Origin of the sequence: Dysosmobacter segnis, assembly GCF_014297285.1 — a bacterium.
In the GTDB taxonomy this organism is placed as follows: Bacteria; Bacillota; Clostridia; order Oscillospirales; family Oscillospiraceae; genus Oscillibacter; species Oscillibacter segnis.
Window position 1 is genome coordinate 1 of sequence record NZ_JACOQI010000009.1, and the last position, 15,272, is coordinate 15,272.

The following is a 15,272-nucleotide window of genomic DNA, read 5'->3' on the forward strand; positions in this document are numbered from 1 at the left end:
GCGGCCCTCTGTTTTTATTTCTGAGCTAAAAGATGTGTTTTCAACAGCACATTCTCTAAGGCTCTATGATCTTCATGTAACTGCCACCAGCAGGGCTTCAGAAAGCAGAGAACATTCTCCGCCCATCTGTAATCATCCGGCTGCAGCGTTCCCATTGCGACACCGCACTGAAACGCGGCGTTTCGTTTCCGCACAGACGCTTCCACACCGGCCTGCGCCAAATGCGCGTTCAAAAAGCCGCAAATGACAGCTGCCTCTTCCGTTGTATAAAGCATAGTTCTCCTCCCTTTCCACAAACAGGCACCATTGTAACATGATACCCCTATTTTTGAAATCGGCTGTTTCCACAAGAATCCAGCCGAAAGTTTTATGCAAACGCTTGTTCGATTTGCGGTGCTGTGCTATACTATCACCACTACGAGTGAGGAGGTGCGCCATGCAGCAAAACGGACGAACGTATATTGCCATTGACCTGAAATCTTTCTACGCCTCCGTGGAGTGCATGGAGCGCGGGCTCGACCCTCTGACCACCAATCTGGTGGTGGCTGACGCCAGCCGGACGGAGAAAACCATCTGCCTTGCCGTGTCCCCCTCCCTGAAGGCATACGGCATCTCCGGCAGAGCACGGCTTTTTGAAGTGGTGGAGCGTGTCAAGGAAGTCAACGCGGAACGGCGGCGCAAAGCTGGCTGCCTTTCCGAAAAGAGCTTCAACGCCAATGAACTGGCGGCTGACCCATCCAGAGAGGTAGATTATCTCATTGCCCCTCCTCGGATGGCAAAATACATCCAGATCAGCACCCAGGTCTACAACGTATACCTGAAATACATCGCCCCGGAGGACATCCATGTCTATTCCATCGATGAGGTGATGATGGATGTGACGAACTATCTGCAAACTTACCGCATGACCGCCCAGGAGTTGGCAAAGGTTATGATCTCGGATGTCCTGCACACCACGGGCATCACAGCCACGGCGGGCATCGGCAGCAATCTCTATCTCTGCAAGGTCGCTATGGACATTATGGCGAAGCACGTCCAGCCGGACAAAGATGGCGTCCGCATTGCGGAGCTTGACGAAATGAGCTACCGTGAGCAGCTTTGGGCGCACCGCCCGCTGACAGATTTCTGGCGGGTTGGGCGCGGTTATGCAAAGAAGCTGGAAACCATCGGCATCTACACCATGGGGGATGTTGCAAGATGCTCTATCGGCAAGCCGAACGAATACTACAACGAAGAACTGCTCTATCGAATGTTCGGCACCAACGCTGAGCTCCTCATCGACCACGCATGGGGCTGGGAGCCGTGCCGTATGCAGGATATCAAGGCATACCGGCCGGAAACGAACAGCATCTGCTCCGGGCAGGTTCTCCAATGCCCGTATTCCTTTGAGAAAGCACGGTTGGTTGTACGGGAGATGGCGGAAGCCGTCGCGCTGGATCTGTTGGAAAAGAAACTGGTAACGGATCAGTTGACCCTGACGGTGGGATATGACATTGAAAACACCGCTGGCAGCAGCTACCACGGCGAGACCGTGACAGACCGCTATGGCAGGAAGATCCCCAAGCACACCCACGGAACAGCAAATCTGCCGAGAAAAACATCTTCGGCCCGGAGCATCACGGACGCCGTTCTTGACGTTTATGACGCAAAGGTCAATCCGAAGCTGTCTATTCGGAGACTTACCATCACAGCCAATCGGTTGGTGGGCGAAGATATGGCACAGCAGGAGCCGGAAGCCCCGGTGCAGTTCAATCTGTTTGACAACGTTGAAGTGCAGGAGCAGCGGTTGCAGGAGGAAGAAGCTAAACTGAAACGGGAACGCAAAATTCAGGAAGCCATGCTCGACATTAAAAAGAAGTTCGGCAAAAACGCCATTTTGAATGGCGGGAGCTATCTGGAAGGTGCTACCGCCAAGGAGCGGAATAAGCAGATCGGAGGGCATAAGGCATGAGCGGACAATACGATGACATCATTCGTCTGCCCCATCCGGATTCGCCAAAACATCCGCGAATGTCCCTCTATGACCGTGCGGCGCAGTTTTCCCCCTTTGCCGCCCTGACCGGCCACAGCGCTGCCATTGCGGAAACCGGGCGGCTGACGGACCAGCGCATGGAACTGGACGAATACGAAATGACGCGAGTGGACGCGGAATTGCAGCGCCTCCAGGAGCTGCTTCCCGGCAGGCCCACGGCGTCCATCACCCACTTTGTGCCGGACGAACGGAAGAACGGCGGCAGCTACCAAACTGTCACCGGAGAGGTCAAGCGGATCGACGCGGTCAACGGCGTGATCCAGATGACGGACCGGCAGAGTATTCCCATCGCGGATGTTTTCAGCATCGAGACCATCCCATAAGGGCACCATAACGAAAACTCCCAAACCCATTTGTAACGTGGGCTTGGGAGTTTTCATTATAGCTCAAATTAAATCACAAAAGGAGGAATCCGAATGAATCCAAACGCAGATTATCTCGGCATCGTCACCATGCTTCGCAGCCTGCGGGAGCAGGGTCTCGTCAGCGGCAGCGAAGCCAAAAAGATCGCCGCGCGGCTGAGGGTACAGCTTGGCGCGGACATTATTATTTCTCTTTGATTTCTTCGCTTTTAGGATAGCTATTGCGGATGTTTTATGGTATTGTGTGTTGCTGACGAAGGAGGTGGCAAAGGAATGAACAACCGTGAAAAAAACATCGGCTCTCTTGCTCTGAATCCCTCACCGCGTCGTATCATCATCCCTGCCGCCGATCAGGACCACGCGCGCCCACTCCGGGTAGCGGCATACGCCCGCGTCAGCTCGGACTCCAGTGACCAGCTCCACTCCTACGCCGCCCAAACCGCTTACTTCGCAAAGCTCATCAACAGCGATCCGAATTGGACGTTTGTAGATGTCTATGCAGACAAAGGCATCACCGGCACCTCCACTGAAAAGCGGGAGGACTTCCAACGGATGATGGAGGATTGCCGCAGTGGAAAAATCGACCGCATCCTCGTTAAATCCATCTCCCGCTTCGCCCGGAACACCAAGGAAAGTCTGGCGGCTGTACGGGAACTGAAGGCTCTCGACATCAGCGTCTACTTTGAGGAGCAAAACATCGACACCGCGCAGGCCACCGGCGAAACACTCACCGCGGTCTTCTCGGCTCTGGCCCAAAAGGAAAGTGAAGCGATCTCTGAGCGGATGCGCCACAGCTACCAAATGCGGATGCAGCGCGGCGCCTTCTCCACTCACTGTGCCCCCTACGGCTACCGGCTGGTTGAAAATCGGCTTGAGGTCATTGAGGAAGAAGCCGTCATCATCCGCCAGATCTTCGACCGCTACCTCTCTGGCATCAGCATGGAGGATATCGCAAAGGAGATCACGGCGCTGGGCATCCCCACCAAGCAAAACACCCCCTTCTGGCAGGTTCGCAGCATCCAATACATTCTGCGAAATGAAAAATATGTCGGGGACTCCCTGCTGGGGAAAACTTACACCACACTCACTCTCCCCCACCGGAAAATAGAGAATAAGGGTGAGGGAGTCCAATATTTTATCGAAGGAAGTCATCCTCCCATCGTCAGCCGCACGGTGTTTGATAAGGCACAGCAGCTTCTATCGCGAAAAAGCGCCGTCATTCCCCCTCGTGCCGCCGCCCCCCATCCCCTTTCACGGAAGATCGTATGCGGACATTGCGGCGCGTTCTGCAAGCGAAAGAAAACCCGCGGCACCGCCTACTGGATCTGCCAGACACATAATAAAAATGCCGGGAGCTGCCCAACCATGCAGATCCCCGAAACGGAGATCACAGAAGCATTTCTTCGGATATATTTCACGCTCAAGCATCATGGCGATCAGGTGCTGACCCAGCTCATTCAGGATCTCCAAACTGCCAAAAACGGCAAGCTGCTTTGGAGCGAGGATATTGTAGAACTCAATAAGCAAATAGCGGACATTGCGTGTCAGGAACGATTATTGGCCCAGCTCAAGCAGCAGGCCGTGGTCGATCCTGATATTTTTATATTCCAAAGCAATCAACTGGCCGAACAGCGCCGCGAGGCAAAACTGAAAAAATCCCGCATCCTCCGTTCCGAAGACGATCAGTCAGTTCAACGCACACAGGAGCTTCTGGACATTCTGGAAGATGGGCCGGATCTGCTGATGACCTTCGACGAGGCACTGTTCAGCGAATTGGTTGAGACGATCACCATTCAGGATAACAGCACCATCCGCTTCCGCCTGATCAACGGGCTGGAGCTTCCGGAACACATTGAAAGGAAAAAATAAACCGATGGCAAGCAAACGAAAAATGGTCTTTGGCTACCGCATGGAGCTTGGGGACATCGTCCCTTCTCCCAACGAGGCCGAAACGGTGCGGTACGTCTACACACGGTACCTCGCCGGCGCGTCATTCCAGTGCTTGGCAAACGAGCTGAACCAAAAAGCGCTCCCCTACCACACCGGTAAGTCCTGGAACAAAAATATGGTAGCCCGTATTCTGGAGGACAGCCGCTATGTTGGAGCGGATCTCTATCCCCCGATCATACCCGCAGAGCAGCTCCAAGCCGTGCGGGAGCGTCGAAGGCAGAACCGCACAGTCTCTCCCCCGCTCCCCGCGCAAGCCGAGCTCTATAAGCTGTGCGGCAGCGCAGTCCCCGGCAGCGCAGCGAAAAGAATATGCACGGCATTGAATCACCTGATTGATAATCCTCTGCAGATCAGTATGGCGGCATCCGCCGTCTGCGACACGGCAGAGATCCGGCAGCTCCAGCAGGAACTGGACACGCTGCTGCAGACACCGCCTGTAGATGAGGACGCCGCACGGCAGAAAGCCTTGGAGGTCGCGTCCCTAAAGCTGGCGAGCGTCAAAACGGAGGAATATGAATCCCACCGTCTCCGCAGCATCTTTGAAACACACCCGAAAATGGACGCGCTGGATGCCGCGCTTCTGAAGCAGAGCCTACGCAAAATCGAATGCCACGGTGACACGGTATGCCTTCTGCTGAAAAACGGCCAATGGCTGGAAGCGTAGGCAGATGCGCATACTATCGAAACACACCAAAAGAACAGTGCAATATAAGGAGCGTGAGCGCGCATGACAGAGTCTCATCCGGAAAAGAAGATCATCGTCATTCCGGCAAAAAACGAATCTCCGCAGGAACAGGCCAAGAAGCGCAATCTGCGTGTTGCCGCCTACTGCCGCGTCTCCACCGGTGATGAGGAGCAGTTGACCAGCTACGAAAACCAGAAAGCCTTCTACACCGAAAAGATCATGAAAAATCCGGAGTGGACAATGGTGGATATCTTCGCGGATGAGGGCATCACGGGAACTTCCACCTGCCGGCGCAAGGATTTCCTGCGTATGATCCGTCAGTGCAGACAGGGCAAGATCGACATGATCCTTGCCAAATCCGTCTCCCGCTTCGCCAGAAATACGCTGGATACCATCAGCTATACCCGTGAGCTGCGGAGCCTTGGCATCGCCGTGATCTTCGAGGAGCAGAACATCAACTCCATCTACCCGGAAAGTGAATTCCTCATCGCGCTCCACGCCGCCTTCGCGCAGTCTGAGAGCGAATCCATCTCCGCCAATGTCCGCTGGGGCAAGCGCCAGTCCATCAAAGACGGCAAAGTCACCTTCCAGTACAAAACCCTGCTGGGCTATGAAAAAGGGCCCGACGGGAATCCTGTGATCATTCCAGAGGAAGCAGAAACTGTCCGGCGGATTTTTGAATGGTACCTTGCCGGAAAAAGCATCCGGGATATCCGTCTGGCGCTGGTGGCCGGCGGGTTCCGGAACGCCGTTGGAACCACAGACTGGACCACCAGCAACCTGCGCTCCATCCTCACCAATGAAAAATATTGCGGAGACGCCCTGCTCCAGAAAACCTTCGTTAAAGACTGCATCAGTAAAAAATCGATCCCAAACACAGGGCAGCTCGCCAAAGTCCTGATCCAAAACAATCATGAAGCCATTATCAGCCATGAGATGTTCGATGCCGTGCAGCTTGAACTCGCGCGGCGCCGCGCGCAGGACGGCCGCTCAAGAAAAAGCGCCCCCACGGGCCGTGGAAAATTCAGCGGCAAATACGCGCTCAGCGGTCTGCTGTTCTGTGCGGAATGCGGTACGGCTTACCGGCGTGTCGTATGGACACAGCATGGCGAAAAACGCGCGGTATGGCGCTGCACGAGCCGTCTGGACTATGGCAGGAAATACTGTCTGAACTCTCCGACACTGGATGAAGAACCGCTCCAACAGGCAATTTTGAACGCCATCAACTCCGTCATGTCCAATCATAGCGCTTTGGCAGAGCAGCTTAAAGATACGATGGAACAGGAGCTATCCCCCATCCCCGGTGAGAACATGAGCCTCGGAGACATTGACCGCGCCATAGCAGACCTGGGGCGGCAATTCACCGCCCTGCTGAGCGAGGCCGCCGATGCGGACAACGCAGACGGTTACACCGCGCGGTTTCAATCTATCTCCACGGCAATGGCAGAGTTCAAGCGCCGCAAGGCCATCATCCAACAGCTGCGGCAAGAGCAGGATCAAGCAAACCACCGCATGCAGAGGGTCACAATGGCGCTGGAAAGCACATCGAACAAACTCACGGATTGGGATGACGGCACGATCTATCAGCTGCTGGAAAAGGTCACCGTCCTGTCCAGAGAGCGCATCCGTGTGACGCTGCGGGACGGTCTGGAAATTGAACAGGCTGTAGAACAGCCAAAAAGGAGAAAATTCGCATGATTTATGTAACTGGTGACTGTCACGGAAATTTTGCAAGGTTCGAGCAAAAAAACTACCCGGAACAAGCGAACATGACAAAGGATGACACGGTCATCATCACCGGAGACTTCGGCGGCGTATGGTTTGGTGACAGCCGCGACGATGAAACGCTGGACTGGCTGGAACGCCTGCCCTTCACGCTGGTATTCGTCTGCGGCAATCATGAAAACTATGACGCGCTGGCGAGATACCCCGTAGCGGAGTGGCGCGGCGGCAAGGTGCATCGCGTTCGACCTCATGTGCTACACCTGATGCGCGGCCAGATCTTCGAGCTGGAGGGTTACCGCTTCTTCACCATGGGCGGCGCAAAAAGTCACGACATCGAGGATGGGATTCTGGAGCCGGACGCCCCGGATTTTGAGCGAAGGCTCACGATGCTCCAGCGCAAACCAAGAGCGAGATACCGCGTCAACCACATCTCATGGTGGGCGCAGGAGCTTCCCTCCGATGAAGAATACGCCGAGGCGCGGCGAAACCTCGACGCGGTCGGCTGGCAGGTGGACTACATCATCACCCACTGCGCTCCCACCAGCATCGCCCTCATGGGGACCCGTCACAACGAGGCGGACCGGCTCACGGATTTCTTGCAGGAGGTGCAGGAAAGAGCAAAATACCACTACTGGCTGTTCGGCCATTATCATGACAACAAAGCCATTGATGAAAAGCACATTCTGCTGTGGGAGCAGATCGTGCGAGTCATCTGAAACAGATCAAAGCAGAGAAAAACACGGCGGTCCCCGTGCTTTTCTCTGCTTTGAGCGTTGATCAGGCGCGCCGCGTCGGAAAGGAGAAAGCCAATGAACATTCGCAAACCCACAGATTACGTCACCATGTTCACCACACTGGACACGCTTATGGCGGCGCAGCTCCCGCAGATGGAAATGTACTGTGAAATTGGTCGGCTGGTCAGCGGCAGAGTGGAGAAAGGCGCGGCTGTCGCGGCGTCGGAATACCTGCAAGCGGCCTATCCCGCAGCCGAGGGCTTCTCTCCCCGCAATCTGCGCCGGATGCGGGCGTTTTACGCAGCCTACGAGGAATCCCCTGAAATCATGCGGCTGGCGATGCACCTCGGCTGGACGCAAAATGTGGCGATTTTAGAGAGGTGCGGCAGCAACGAGGAACGGGCGTGGTACATCCGAGCCGTGTTGCACTTCGGCTGGAAGAAAGCAAAACTGCTGGCCGCCATAGAATCTCAGGCGTGGCTGCATTCTTCTCTCGACGAGCAAGCGATTTCCTGCTATACTGAGGAAAAAGAAGCAACGCGGGAGAGCGAGAGCGATGAAGAAGATACTCTTTGTGTGTCATGGGAATATCTGCCGCAGCCCCATGGCCGAGTTTGTGATGAAGGACTTGGTAAAGAAGGCTGGGCTGGCATCACAGTTCCATATCGAATCGGCGGCCACCAGCCAGGAGGAGATCGGCAACCCGGTCTATCCCCCGGCGCGGCGCAAGCTGGCGGAGCACGGGATCTCCTGCGACGGCCACGCAGCACGGCAGCTCACCAATGCCGACTACGAAAAATACGATCTCCTGATCGGCATGGACAGCGCGAACCTGCGGAATATGCACCGCATCTGCGGCGGCGACTTTGCCGGCAAGCTGCACCTCCTGATGGACTACACCGACCACCCCCGCGATGTTGCCGACCCGTGGTACACCGAGGACTTCGAGGCGACATGGCGGGATGTGCTGGAGGGTTGCCAGGGGCTGCTGAGAGATGCAAAACTTATGTAGACTTTCCTCAAAAATGTGCTATAATAAGCATAGAAAGTTGCATTATAAAGCCGATATAGCCTGCGGAGGATGACTAATGAAGGTCGAATACTATGTGACTGATGCCACAACAGGAATTCCTGTATGGGCGGAAATAAGGAAGGCAACACAATTCGACTATAAGAAAACCGTTGAAGAACAATGGCAGACAAGCTGGCTATCCGATTTCATTCAGACGGACTCATTGGAGAAGTACGCACTTGAAATTGCGGCAACCGGAGAATTAGTTGGACTTGGTGCATACAGGGATATGCCGGAAGGCGTTCTGGTATATGTTGAATATATCGAAAGCGCACCGCATAGTAATCCTACATTAGCTGGTCGGCGTAAATATAAAGGCATTGGAGCAGCGTTGCTTGCTTATGGCATTCAGTTATCGATCGACTACGGATACGGTGGAGCGATTTATTTAAAGGCAAAAACTTCAGAAATCAGGGAACACTATATTCGGGATTTTGGAGCAATTCCATTCAGCAGATTAGATCCATACCTGCTTTTGATTGATGGAGAAGCGGCAAGAGAGTTATTTTCGCAATATTTGAAGGAGGAGTAATCATGTTACAGGAAAAGTATGCAAAACTGGACGACTTAGCAGCGCCGAACTGTTATGTTGCGCCTCCGACCAGTGAGGATCTGTCCTATGTCGTTCATTTCCGTCAGATATGCAAGCGGTACAATATTGACTTTTCATCTGCCGATTCTGATGAGAAGAATTTTGTGATGAAAATGGCGGAAAAGAGCTTTATGCCAAAGCGAGCCTGATATATAAAATCCATTATGCCGCAAGCGACTGAAGGGAACGAACGAGTCACACTTTTCGATTAAACGGACTTGTAAGTATTTTCAAGCGCCTGCGGTGTTCTTATTGTTCAGTGCATGATGCGGTTACATCAGGCAGCAAATTTGTTGAAAACCTTGCCGCCGACATCAAAATTTCTTCCCCGGACACCACCGGCTACTCGGTGAGAAACCTGTAATATATGGCAAAGTTCGCAGCAGCTTATTCCGGTGATGAATTGTGCAACAGCCTGTTGCACAAATCCCGTAGGGACATAATGTTGCGTTATTGGACAAGCTCTTCGATAGCAAAGAACGCCTTTGGTACACGGAGAAAATCGCAGAGAATGGACCACACCGACCGCCCTGGCGATGTTGCCGACCCGTGGTACACAGGCAATTTCGAGGCCACTTGGCGGGATGTGCTGGAAGGGTGTCAGGGGCTTTTCAAAGAATTGACCCACGATAAGGTCTGAATGGAGGCGAAAGCGGATGAATGGGAAAATCATTGTAAACGGTGCTGAGATCACGGTCACTACCATTGATGATAAGGATTACATATCTTTGACAGATATGCTCAAAGCCAAAGACGGCGACTTTTTTATCTCTGACTGGCTGAGAAACCGGAATACCGTTGAGTTCCTTGGGATTTGGGAACAGATACACAACCCCGATTTTAATTATGGCGAATTCGCCACAATTAGAAGTCAGGCTGGCTTGAACAGCTACAAGATCAGCGTAAAAGAGTGGGTGGAAAAAACCAACGCAATTGGTCTCAGAGCCAAGGCCGGACGATATGGTGGAACATACGCATATAAGGACATCGCCTTTGAGTTCGGTATGTGGATCAGCCCCGAATTCAAAATCTACCTCATCAAAGAGTTTGAGCGGCTCAAGTCCGAGGAGTTGAAGCAGCTTGGCTGGGATATCAAGCGCAACCTTGCCAAGATCAATTATCGCATTCACACGGATGCCATCAAGGAGAATCTGATCCCACCTGAACTGTCTGCCCGGCAGATTTCCCTGGTCTATGCCAATGAAGCCGATGTCCTGAATATGGCGCTGTTTGGTATGACGACCAAAGAGTGGCGCGATGCCCACCCGAATCTTAAAGGCAACATCCGCGACTATGCCAACGTTTCGCAGCTTGTGTGCTTGTCCAATCTGGAGAACCTGAATGCGGTGTTCATCAACGAAGGAATCCCGCAGGCAGAGCGTCTGGCAAAGCTCAACGCCATTGCCATCAGCCAGATGAAGGTGTTGACGGAAGACCACAGGCTGCTGCAGCTCGATGCAGCCGAGGATAAATAGGTTTGCTCAGATAATAACTGTATTACAATATATGACAGTGTGAGGAAAACTGATGAAAATGCCATTTCCAATTAACTATCCAGAGATGGTGGTAAAAAAATCTGGTGGACTAACCGCATCAGAGAACAAACTGGCTATCCTGGGATATCATACCTTTTTAAGTTTGTGGAGCTATCCTAATCCATATAAAATGCAGTCAAATGGAAAGGAATTGTGCGATTTATTAATTGTTTTTGATAAGCATATCATCATTTTTTCAGACAAAGACTGTGCGTATGGAAACTCCGGTGATGCACTTGTTGATTGGAGAAGATGGTACAAAAAAGCAATTCAAAAATCTGCAGAACAGTTGATTGGAGCCAAAAACTGGATACTGCATTACCCAGATAGAATCGCAGTTGATGCTAAGTGCTCTCAAAAACTTCCACTGGAAATAAAAATTACCCCCGAAACCAGATTTCATTTAATTGCCATCGCACATGGGGCTGAAGAATCATGCAAAGCCTATTTTTCCGGTGAAGATGGAGGTCTCCTTATCGACAATCAGATTGTCGGTGATATGCATATCGGTAAAGATTGCGAACCATTTCGCATAGGGCAAATACTTGACGATACAGATAATTTCATACACGTTTTTGATGATTCATCATATTACAATATTCTCTCAGAGTTAGATACTGTACGAGATTTTGTCGGATATTTGAATGCACGCCAAGAACTCTTGACTCAAAAACATGTATTGGCTGAAAGTGAGAATGACATTTTAGCACAGCATTTGTATGGGGTAATAAAAGGAAACAACGCATCTTTGCAGGAAATCAGCAGAGAATATTCTGATGTCTACTTTGAGGGAGGATTACTACCAGAACTAAAACAATCTAAGCAGTACCGCGATTGGCGCGTAAAAGTAAGAACAAGCTATTTCTGGGATGACTTGTTACAGAAAACATTTTTCTTTGTTGAAAATGGAATGTCAGAATTTACTACGATTCCAACAATACATGAACAAAGTGAATTGTTTAAATACATGGCTTGCGAGGATCGTTTTCATCGGCATTGCCTTTCAGAAGGTTTTTTATCGTTTTTGTCAAAGGCTAATCCTGGGGATAGAGGAACGAGAATCCTGTTTAATTCCAGCGAATGCAACCATTGCTATTTATTGTTACTGCTTCCCAGAGAGAAGTACATGTCCGATACAGATTATCGTGCCATCCGAAGGGAAATGCTTACAAATTATTGTAAAATTATCAAATCTGAATATCCGGAAATTTCTTATATAATCGGCGTAGCGCACGAAACATCTGATAAAGACTACTCTTCAGAAGATTTTGTATATTTCGATGCCAGCGAATGGTCTGACGAAGATCAGCATAACGCAGTAGCTCTAAAAACAGAATATGAGGAACTTCATTTGCTTTCAGAACGCTCAATGGCATCAAGAACCTTTTACTCAGAGGCTCCAAAAATGAAAGGGCGTGACAGAAATAAGCCATGTCCATGTGGCAGCGGACGCAAATTCAAGAACTGTTGCGGCATAAGTTGATTGGCAATTAGTAAAAGGCATAAATTATGGCAGGATACTTGTACCCGAGAAGAAATTTACAGTGCTTCTCTGCAAACTGTAAAATAACCGATGGCACAAAGATAAAAAGCACAAAGATGACATAACAATAACGTTAAAAGAAAATATCCAGAATGAAGTAGCTTGCCAAAAGTCATCGAAATCGTCTGATTTCGATGACTTTTGCTTTTCATAAGTTGTCATTTTCGGATACCACTTTTTTCTGACCCAAACGCTGACCCCAACGGGAGCTAAACTGTACCCAAGAAAATGGACACGAGATTTTGACCCATGGCCCCGTTCGGCGGACACGCATTTGACCCATAGGGTCAGAAGCGCCGCACCTGTGTTACGCAAAGGGCGTTCGCGGCATTCATATGCGGCTTTTGCACATGGGTATCCGAATGAACGTGAAGAAGATCCGCCGCCTGATGCGGAAATACAAGCTCACCTGCCCCATCCGAAAGCCGAATCCCTACCGCAGATTGCAGCGATCCATCCGAATGGGCAGCGCCGCGGAGAATTTGGTCAACCGGGAATTCGAGTCTCATGGGCCGAGAGCCATCCTCCTGACGGACATCACATACATCCCGCTCTGCGGCAGATTCTGCTACCTCTCCACGATCCTGGACGCCTGTACAAAGCAGGTCCTGGCCTATGCGATGAGCGAATCGCTGGAAGTGGATTTTGTTTTGGAAACGGTCCAGCTGCTGGTAAAGCACCATGGGATCTCGCTGAGCAAGGAGACCGTGATCCACAGCGACCAGGGTACCCACTACACCAGTCTGAAGTTCATCCAGCTGGTGGAGAACAGCGCGCTGCGGCGGTCCATGTCCCGCAGAGGGAACTGCTGGGACAACGCGCCCCAAGAGAGCTTCTTCGGGCACATGAAGGACGAGCTGGCCAGTGAGATCCCGGGGCGGACGTCTTTTGAGGCCGCCAAAGCCTCCATTGACCGCTGGATGGATTACTACAACAACGACCGCTGCCAGTGGGATCTGGCGAAGTTATCCCCTAACGAATATTACCACTACATCACCACAGGTGAGTACCCCGCCGGTACCATGCGGCGGCGCAGAGAGGAGCTGTCCAAGCTGTTCAAGCGGCTCTATGAGGACAATGTGCTGGGGCGGGTGACCGATGAGCAGTACCGGATGCTGGCGGGCGATTACACCGTCGAACAGAAAGCGTTGGAGGAACAGATCCCCGAAAAGGAGGCCCGGCTGGAAAAGCTGAAAGCCGCCTCCGCCAACGTGAACACATTCGTTGAGAAGGCAAAGCAGTACACCGCCATCGACGAGCTGACGCCGGAGCTGCTGCGGCTGTTCATCCAGCGGATCGAGGTAGGCGAGCGGACGGAGAAATACTCCCGCAGCTCCCACCAGAGCATCCGCATCGTGTACCGCGACATCGGCACGGTGGACAGCGCGATGGAGCAGGGCGAGGCGCAGCCGCGCATTGCGCCGCCCCTGAGTGAGGTATTCGAGCTTCCCGCATAATAAAAAAGCAGAGAAAAAACGCAAGAAGCGGACAGTAAGCGCTGTCCGCCCCCTTGCAAGACATGGTGTCAACTTGTGTCCCTATGAACATTACCCGGTCGGTTTCCGCAGCTTCTTCTGTTTGGACTCCAAAGAGCACAGACTTATTCCGTCCGCAGCTCCACTAAAACGGCGTCCTCGGCGGCAAAATAATCCGCTGTGTCGCTGCTAAGCCCCGATGCCTTCGCAGCCTGTTCAAAGGAGATGTCCGGCAGGTTGCTGAGGTACACAAACACGGAATCGCATTCCGCGTTTGGCAGCCGCCCTCTGCATTCAAGGCGGTATTCATAGGACCGGTCATCGCAGGACCAGGTACCGTCCTCCAGTTCGTAATAGGTGTTTATATTTCCATCGTAGGTCGCCCTGATCCCATTCTTTTTCCCGCAGCCGATGGCAACGGACGCAAGGAACAGGCACAGGAAAATGACTGTCAGATTTTTCATAACGATGTCCTCCTTCGTTCTGTTGATCCTGTATGGATATTTTACCGTTCGCTGTCAGGAATTGCGGTTCAGAGCGATTATTTCCGCTCCGGGAACCGGGCGCAGGCCTGATCCAGATCCTCAATGAGTGCTTTCAATTCTGGTCCGGTAAGGGTGCAGTTCAGCTCCGCCGTATCGTCTCCATCCATCGTGTTGGGCAGATAAAAGGAGATATACACCCGGAACAGCTCACCCTCCGCCCAGGCAAACAGGCTGAGATCCGACGAAATGAAGTCGCAGTCATAGCGGTCCTTGATCCCGGCGGCCAGCACCTTCAATCCGGCGTTCATCCCCGCCAGCTCCTGAGCCAGCAGGCAGGCGTTGGAGTCCTTATGGGTATAGCCGTCCTCATCCACCCAGGTGCAGCGCAGTTGCAGCCAATTCTTATCGTATTCATCCATTCCGTATTCAGTTTCTGGAAATTCGTAGCTTACAAAATCCAGTCGAATACTGGCGTTCTCGTTTTTCAGCAGCATAGTGTTCTCCTTACCGGCTCTATGGCCTGATTTTTGACAGTCCCATCATACCACGTTCTTTCCCCGTTTGCAATTCCGGCGGAATATGATACAATGATTTTATCAAGCCGACGGGAGGTATACCATGGAATTGAAGCTGACACCCCGCTTTCTGCAAAATGGACAGCGCTTTTTCGGTCCCGGCGTGGCGGAGCTGCTGGAGCGGGTCCGGGAGCACCGGTCCCTGCGGGCCGCTGCCGCCTCCATGGAGATGGCCTATTCCAAGGCATGGCGCATCATACATGAGGCGGAGGAGGGCTTTGGCTTCCGGCTGCTGGACTCCACCATCGGCGGCCGTCACGGCGGCGGTGCGTCCCTGACGCCTGAGGCAGAGCAGCTTTTAGCGGATTATCGCCGCTTTGAAGCGGATATTTTTGCTTACAGCCAAGCCCGCTTTCAGGAAATCTTCCCCCAATCGAAGCCGTAATTGAACCATAAAAAGCACCGCCCCGGTTTTTGAACCGCATCCCGTCAAGACAATGTCATTAAGTTTGCGCGCAAAACGCTCAATCACTTATGATGGTGATTGAGCGTTTTTATTTCAGCGCA

The 15,272-nt window shown here is 52.2% G+C and carries 17 protein-coding genes and 2 pseudogenes; 16 read left to right on the plus strand and 3 right to left on the minus strand.

Features of this window, described 5'->3' with window-relative positions:
* Nucleotides 1-14: 14 nt before the first annotated feature.
* Nucleotides 15-275, minus strand: a complete 261-nt coding sequence (locus H8Z83_RS10180) for a hypothetical protein (RefSeq protein WP_187014933.1) — start codon at nucleotides 273-275, stop codon at nucleotides 15-17.
* A 161-nt stretch (nucleotides 276-436) separates the two neighbouring features.
* On the opposite strand from H8Z83_RS10180, the gene H8Z83_RS10185 reads away from it, so the two are divergent.
* The 15 genes and pseudogenes from H8Z83_RS10185 to H8Z83_RS19605 all read left to right on the plus strand — a co-directional run bounded on the left by H8Z83_RS10185 (nucleotide 437) and on the right by H8Z83_RS19605 (nucleotide 13,687).
* A complete protein-coding gene (locus H8Z83_RS10185) occupies nucleotides 437-1,951 on the plus strand; it encodes a Y-family DNA polymerase (protein WP_187014934.1) in 1,515 nt (504 codons plus the stop codon).
* On the plus strand, nucleotides 1,948-2,355 hold the full coding sequence (locus H8Z83_RS10190) for a YolD-like family protein (RefSeq protein ID WP_187014935.1): 408 nt from the start codon (nucleotides 1,948-1,950) through the stop codon (nucleotides 2,353-2,355). Before H8Z83_RS10185 ends, H8Z83_RS10190 begins: the two co-directional genes overlap by 4 nt.
* Nucleotides 2,356-2,448: 93 nt before the next feature.
* Nucleotides 2,449-2,592: a hypothetical protein gene (locus H8Z83_RS10195; RefSeq protein WP_174232995.1), complete on the plus strand. Its 144-nt coding sequence runs from the start codon at nucleotides 2,449-2,451 to the stop codon at nucleotides 2,590-2,592.
* 75 nt (nucleotides 2,593-2,667) lie between these two features.
* The gene (locus H8Z83_RS10200) at nucleotides 2,668-4,263 is read left to right on the plus strand and encodes a recombinase family protein (RefSeq protein WP_187014936.1); all 1,596 of its coding nucleotides are present in this window, start codon (nucleotides 2,668-2,670) and stop codon (nucleotides 4,261-4,263) included.
* Nucleotides 4,264-4,267: 4 nt separating this feature from the next.
* Nucleotides 4,268-5,008: a recombinase family protein gene (locus H8Z83_RS10205; protein ID WP_187014937.1), complete on the plus strand. Its 741-nt coding sequence runs from the start codon at nucleotides 4,268-4,270 to the stop codon at nucleotides 5,006-5,008.
* A 63-nt stretch (nucleotides 5,009-5,071) separates the two neighbouring features.
* Nucleotides 5,072-6,727 carry a recombinase family protein gene (locus H8Z83_RS10210; RefSeq protein ID WP_187014938.1) on the plus strand — a complete coding sequence of 552 codons (1,656 nt, stop codon included), beginning with the start codon at nucleotides 5,072-5,074 and terminating at the stop codon, nucleotides 6,725-6,727.
* Nucleotides 6,724-7,470, plus strand: coding sequence for a metallophosphoesterase family protein (locus H8Z83_RS10215; protein WP_187014939.1), 747 nt, complete (start codon nucleotides 6,724-6,726; stop codon nucleotides 7,468-7,470). The genes H8Z83_RS10210 and H8Z83_RS10215 overlap by 4 nt, the downstream gene beginning before the upstream one ends.
* Before the next feature lie 177 nt (nucleotides 7,471-7,647).
* Nucleotides 7,648-7,956, plus strand: a pseudogene (locus H8Z83_RS20190) (DUF1016 N-terminal domain-containing protein); the annotation flags it as partial.
* A gap of 88 nt (nucleotides 7,957-8,044) precedes the next feature.
* Nucleotides 8,045-8,500, plus strand: coding sequence for a low molecular weight protein-tyrosine-phosphatase (locus H8Z83_RS10225; protein WP_187014940.1), 456 nt, complete (start codon nucleotides 8,045-8,047; stop codon nucleotides 8,498-8,500).
* Between the two features lie 76 nt (nucleotides 8,501-8,576).
* A complete protein-coding gene (locus tag H8Z83_RS10230) occupies nucleotides 8,577-9,092 on the plus strand; it encodes a hypothetical protein (RefSeq protein WP_187014941.1) in 516 nt (171 codons plus the stop codon).
* A 2-nt stretch (nucleotides 9,093-9,094) separates the two neighbouring features.
* Entirely contained in the window at nucleotides 9,095-9,301 is a 207-nt protein-coding gene (locus tag H8Z83_RS10235; RefSeq protein WP_187014942.1) for a hypothetical protein, read from the plus strand.
* Between the two features lie 362 nt (nucleotides 9,302-9,663).
* A pseudogene (locus H8Z83_RS10240) lies at nucleotides 9,664-9,792 on the plus strand (low molecular weight protein-tyrosine-phosphatase); the annotation flags it as partial.
* A gap of 16 nt (nucleotides 9,793-9,808) precedes the next feature.
* Nucleotides 9,809-10,627, plus strand: a complete 819-nt coding sequence (locus H8Z83_RS10245; RefSeq protein WP_187014943.1) for a KilA-N domain-containing protein — start codon at nucleotides 9,809-9,811, stop codon at nucleotides 10,625-10,627.
* A 52-nt stretch (nucleotides 10,628-10,679) separates the two neighbouring features.
* Complete coding sequence (locus tag H8Z83_RS10250) at nucleotides 10,680-12,170, plus strand: SEC-C metal-binding domain-containing protein (RefSeq protein ID WP_187014944.1); 1,491 nt, start codon at nucleotides 10,680-10,682, stop codon at nucleotides 12,168-12,170.
* Nucleotides 12,171-12,532: 362 nt separating this feature from the next.
* On the plus strand, nucleotides 12,533-13,687 hold the full coding sequence (locus H8Z83_RS19605) for an IS3 family transposase (RefSeq protein WP_256435330.1): 1,155 nt from the start codon (nucleotides 12,533-12,535) through the stop codon (nucleotides 13,685-13,687).
* A gap of 143 nt (nucleotides 13,688-13,830) precedes the next feature.
* Here H8Z83_RS19605 and H8Z83_RS10260 read toward each other — a convergent pair whose 3' ends face one another.
* Nucleotides 13,831-14,169 (minus strand): immunogenic protein, encoded by a 339-nt coding sequence (locus H8Z83_RS10260; protein ID WP_187014945.1) that lies wholly within the window; start codon nucleotides 14,167-14,169, stop codon nucleotides 13,831-13,833.
* Between the two features lie 77 nt (nucleotides 14,170-14,246).
* Entirely contained in the window at nucleotides 14,247-14,684 is a 438-nt protein-coding gene (locus H8Z83_RS10265; RefSeq protein WP_187014946.1) for a WapI family immunity protein, read from the minus strand.
* 124 nt (nucleotides 14,685-14,808) lie between these two features.
* Between H8Z83_RS10265 and H8Z83_RS10270 the strand changes: the two genes are divergently transcribed.
* On the plus strand, nucleotides 14,809-15,150 hold the full coding sequence (locus tag H8Z83_RS10270; protein WP_187014947.1) for a winged helix-turn-helix domain-containing protein: 342 nt from the start codon (nucleotides 14,809-14,811) through the stop codon (nucleotides 15,148-15,150).
* Nucleotides 15,151-15,272 lie beyond the last annotated feature (122 nt).

What these genes read in the sequence shown, in the direction of transcription:
- H8Z83_RS10180 (WP_187014933.1), bottom strand. Translation starts at nt 275, where the DNA reads ATGCTTTATACAACGGAAGAGGCAGCTGTCATTTGCGGCTTTTTGAAC.
- H8Z83_RS10185 (WP_187014934.1), top strand. Translation starts at nt 437, where the DNA reads ATGCAGCAAAACGGACGAACGTATATTGCCATTGACCTGAAATCTTTC.
- H8Z83_RS10190 (WP_187014935.1), top strand. Translation starts at nt 1,948, where the DNA reads ATGAGCGGACAATACGATGACATCATTCGTCTGCCCCATCCGGATTCG.
- H8Z83_RS10195 (WP_174232995.1), top strand. Translation starts at nt 2,449, where the DNA reads ATGAATCCAAACGCAGATTATCTCGGCATCGTCACCATGCTTCGCAGC.
- H8Z83_RS10200 (WP_187014936.1), top strand. Translation starts at nt 2,668, where the DNA reads ATGAACAACCGTGAAAAAAACATCGGCTCTCTTGCTCTGAATCCCTCA.
- H8Z83_RS10205 (WP_187014937.1), top strand. Translation starts at nt 4,268, where the DNA reads ATGGCAAGCAAACGAAAAATGGTCTTTGGCTACCGCATGGAGCTTGGG.
- H8Z83_RS10210 (WP_187014938.1), top strand. Translation starts at nt 5,072, where the DNA reads ATGACAGAGTCTCATCCGGAAAAGAAGATCATCGTCATTCCGGCAAAA.
- H8Z83_RS10215 (WP_187014939.1), top strand. Translation starts at nt 6,724, where the DNA reads ATGATTTATGTAACTGGTGACTGTCACGGAAATTTTGCAAGGTTCGAG.
- H8Z83_RS10225 (WP_187014940.1), top strand. Translation starts at nt 8,045, where the DNA reads ATGAAGAAGATACTCTTTGTGTGTCATGGGAATATCTGCCGCAGCCCC.
- H8Z83_RS10230 (WP_187014941.1), top strand. Translation starts at nt 8,577, where the DNA reads ATGAAGGTCGAATACTATGTGACTGATGCCACAACAGGAATTCCTGTA.
- H8Z83_RS10235 (WP_187014942.1), top strand. Translation starts at nt 9,095, where the DNA reads ATGTTACAGGAAAAGTATGCAAAACTGGACGACTTAGCAGCGCCGAAC.
- H8Z83_RS10245 (WP_187014943.1), top strand. Translation starts at nt 9,809, where the DNA reads ATGAATGGGAAAATCATTGTAAACGGTGCTGAGATCACGGTCACTACC.
- H8Z83_RS10250 (WP_187014944.1), top strand. Translation starts at nt 10,680, where the DNA reads ATGAAAATGCCATTTCCAATTAACTATCCAGAGATGGTGGTAAAAAAA.
- H8Z83_RS10260 (WP_187014945.1), bottom strand. Translation starts at nt 14,169, where the DNA reads ATGAAAAATCTGACAGTCATTTTCCTGTGCCTGTTCCTTGCGTCCGTT.
- H8Z83_RS10265 (WP_187014946.1), bottom strand. Translation starts at nt 14,684, where the DNA reads ATGCTGCTGAAAAACGAGAACGCCAGTATTCGACTGGATTTTGTAAGC.
- H8Z83_RS10270 (WP_187014947.1), top strand. Translation starts at nt 14,809, where the DNA reads ATGGAATTGAAGCTGACACCCCGCTTTCTGCAAAATGGACAGCGCTTT.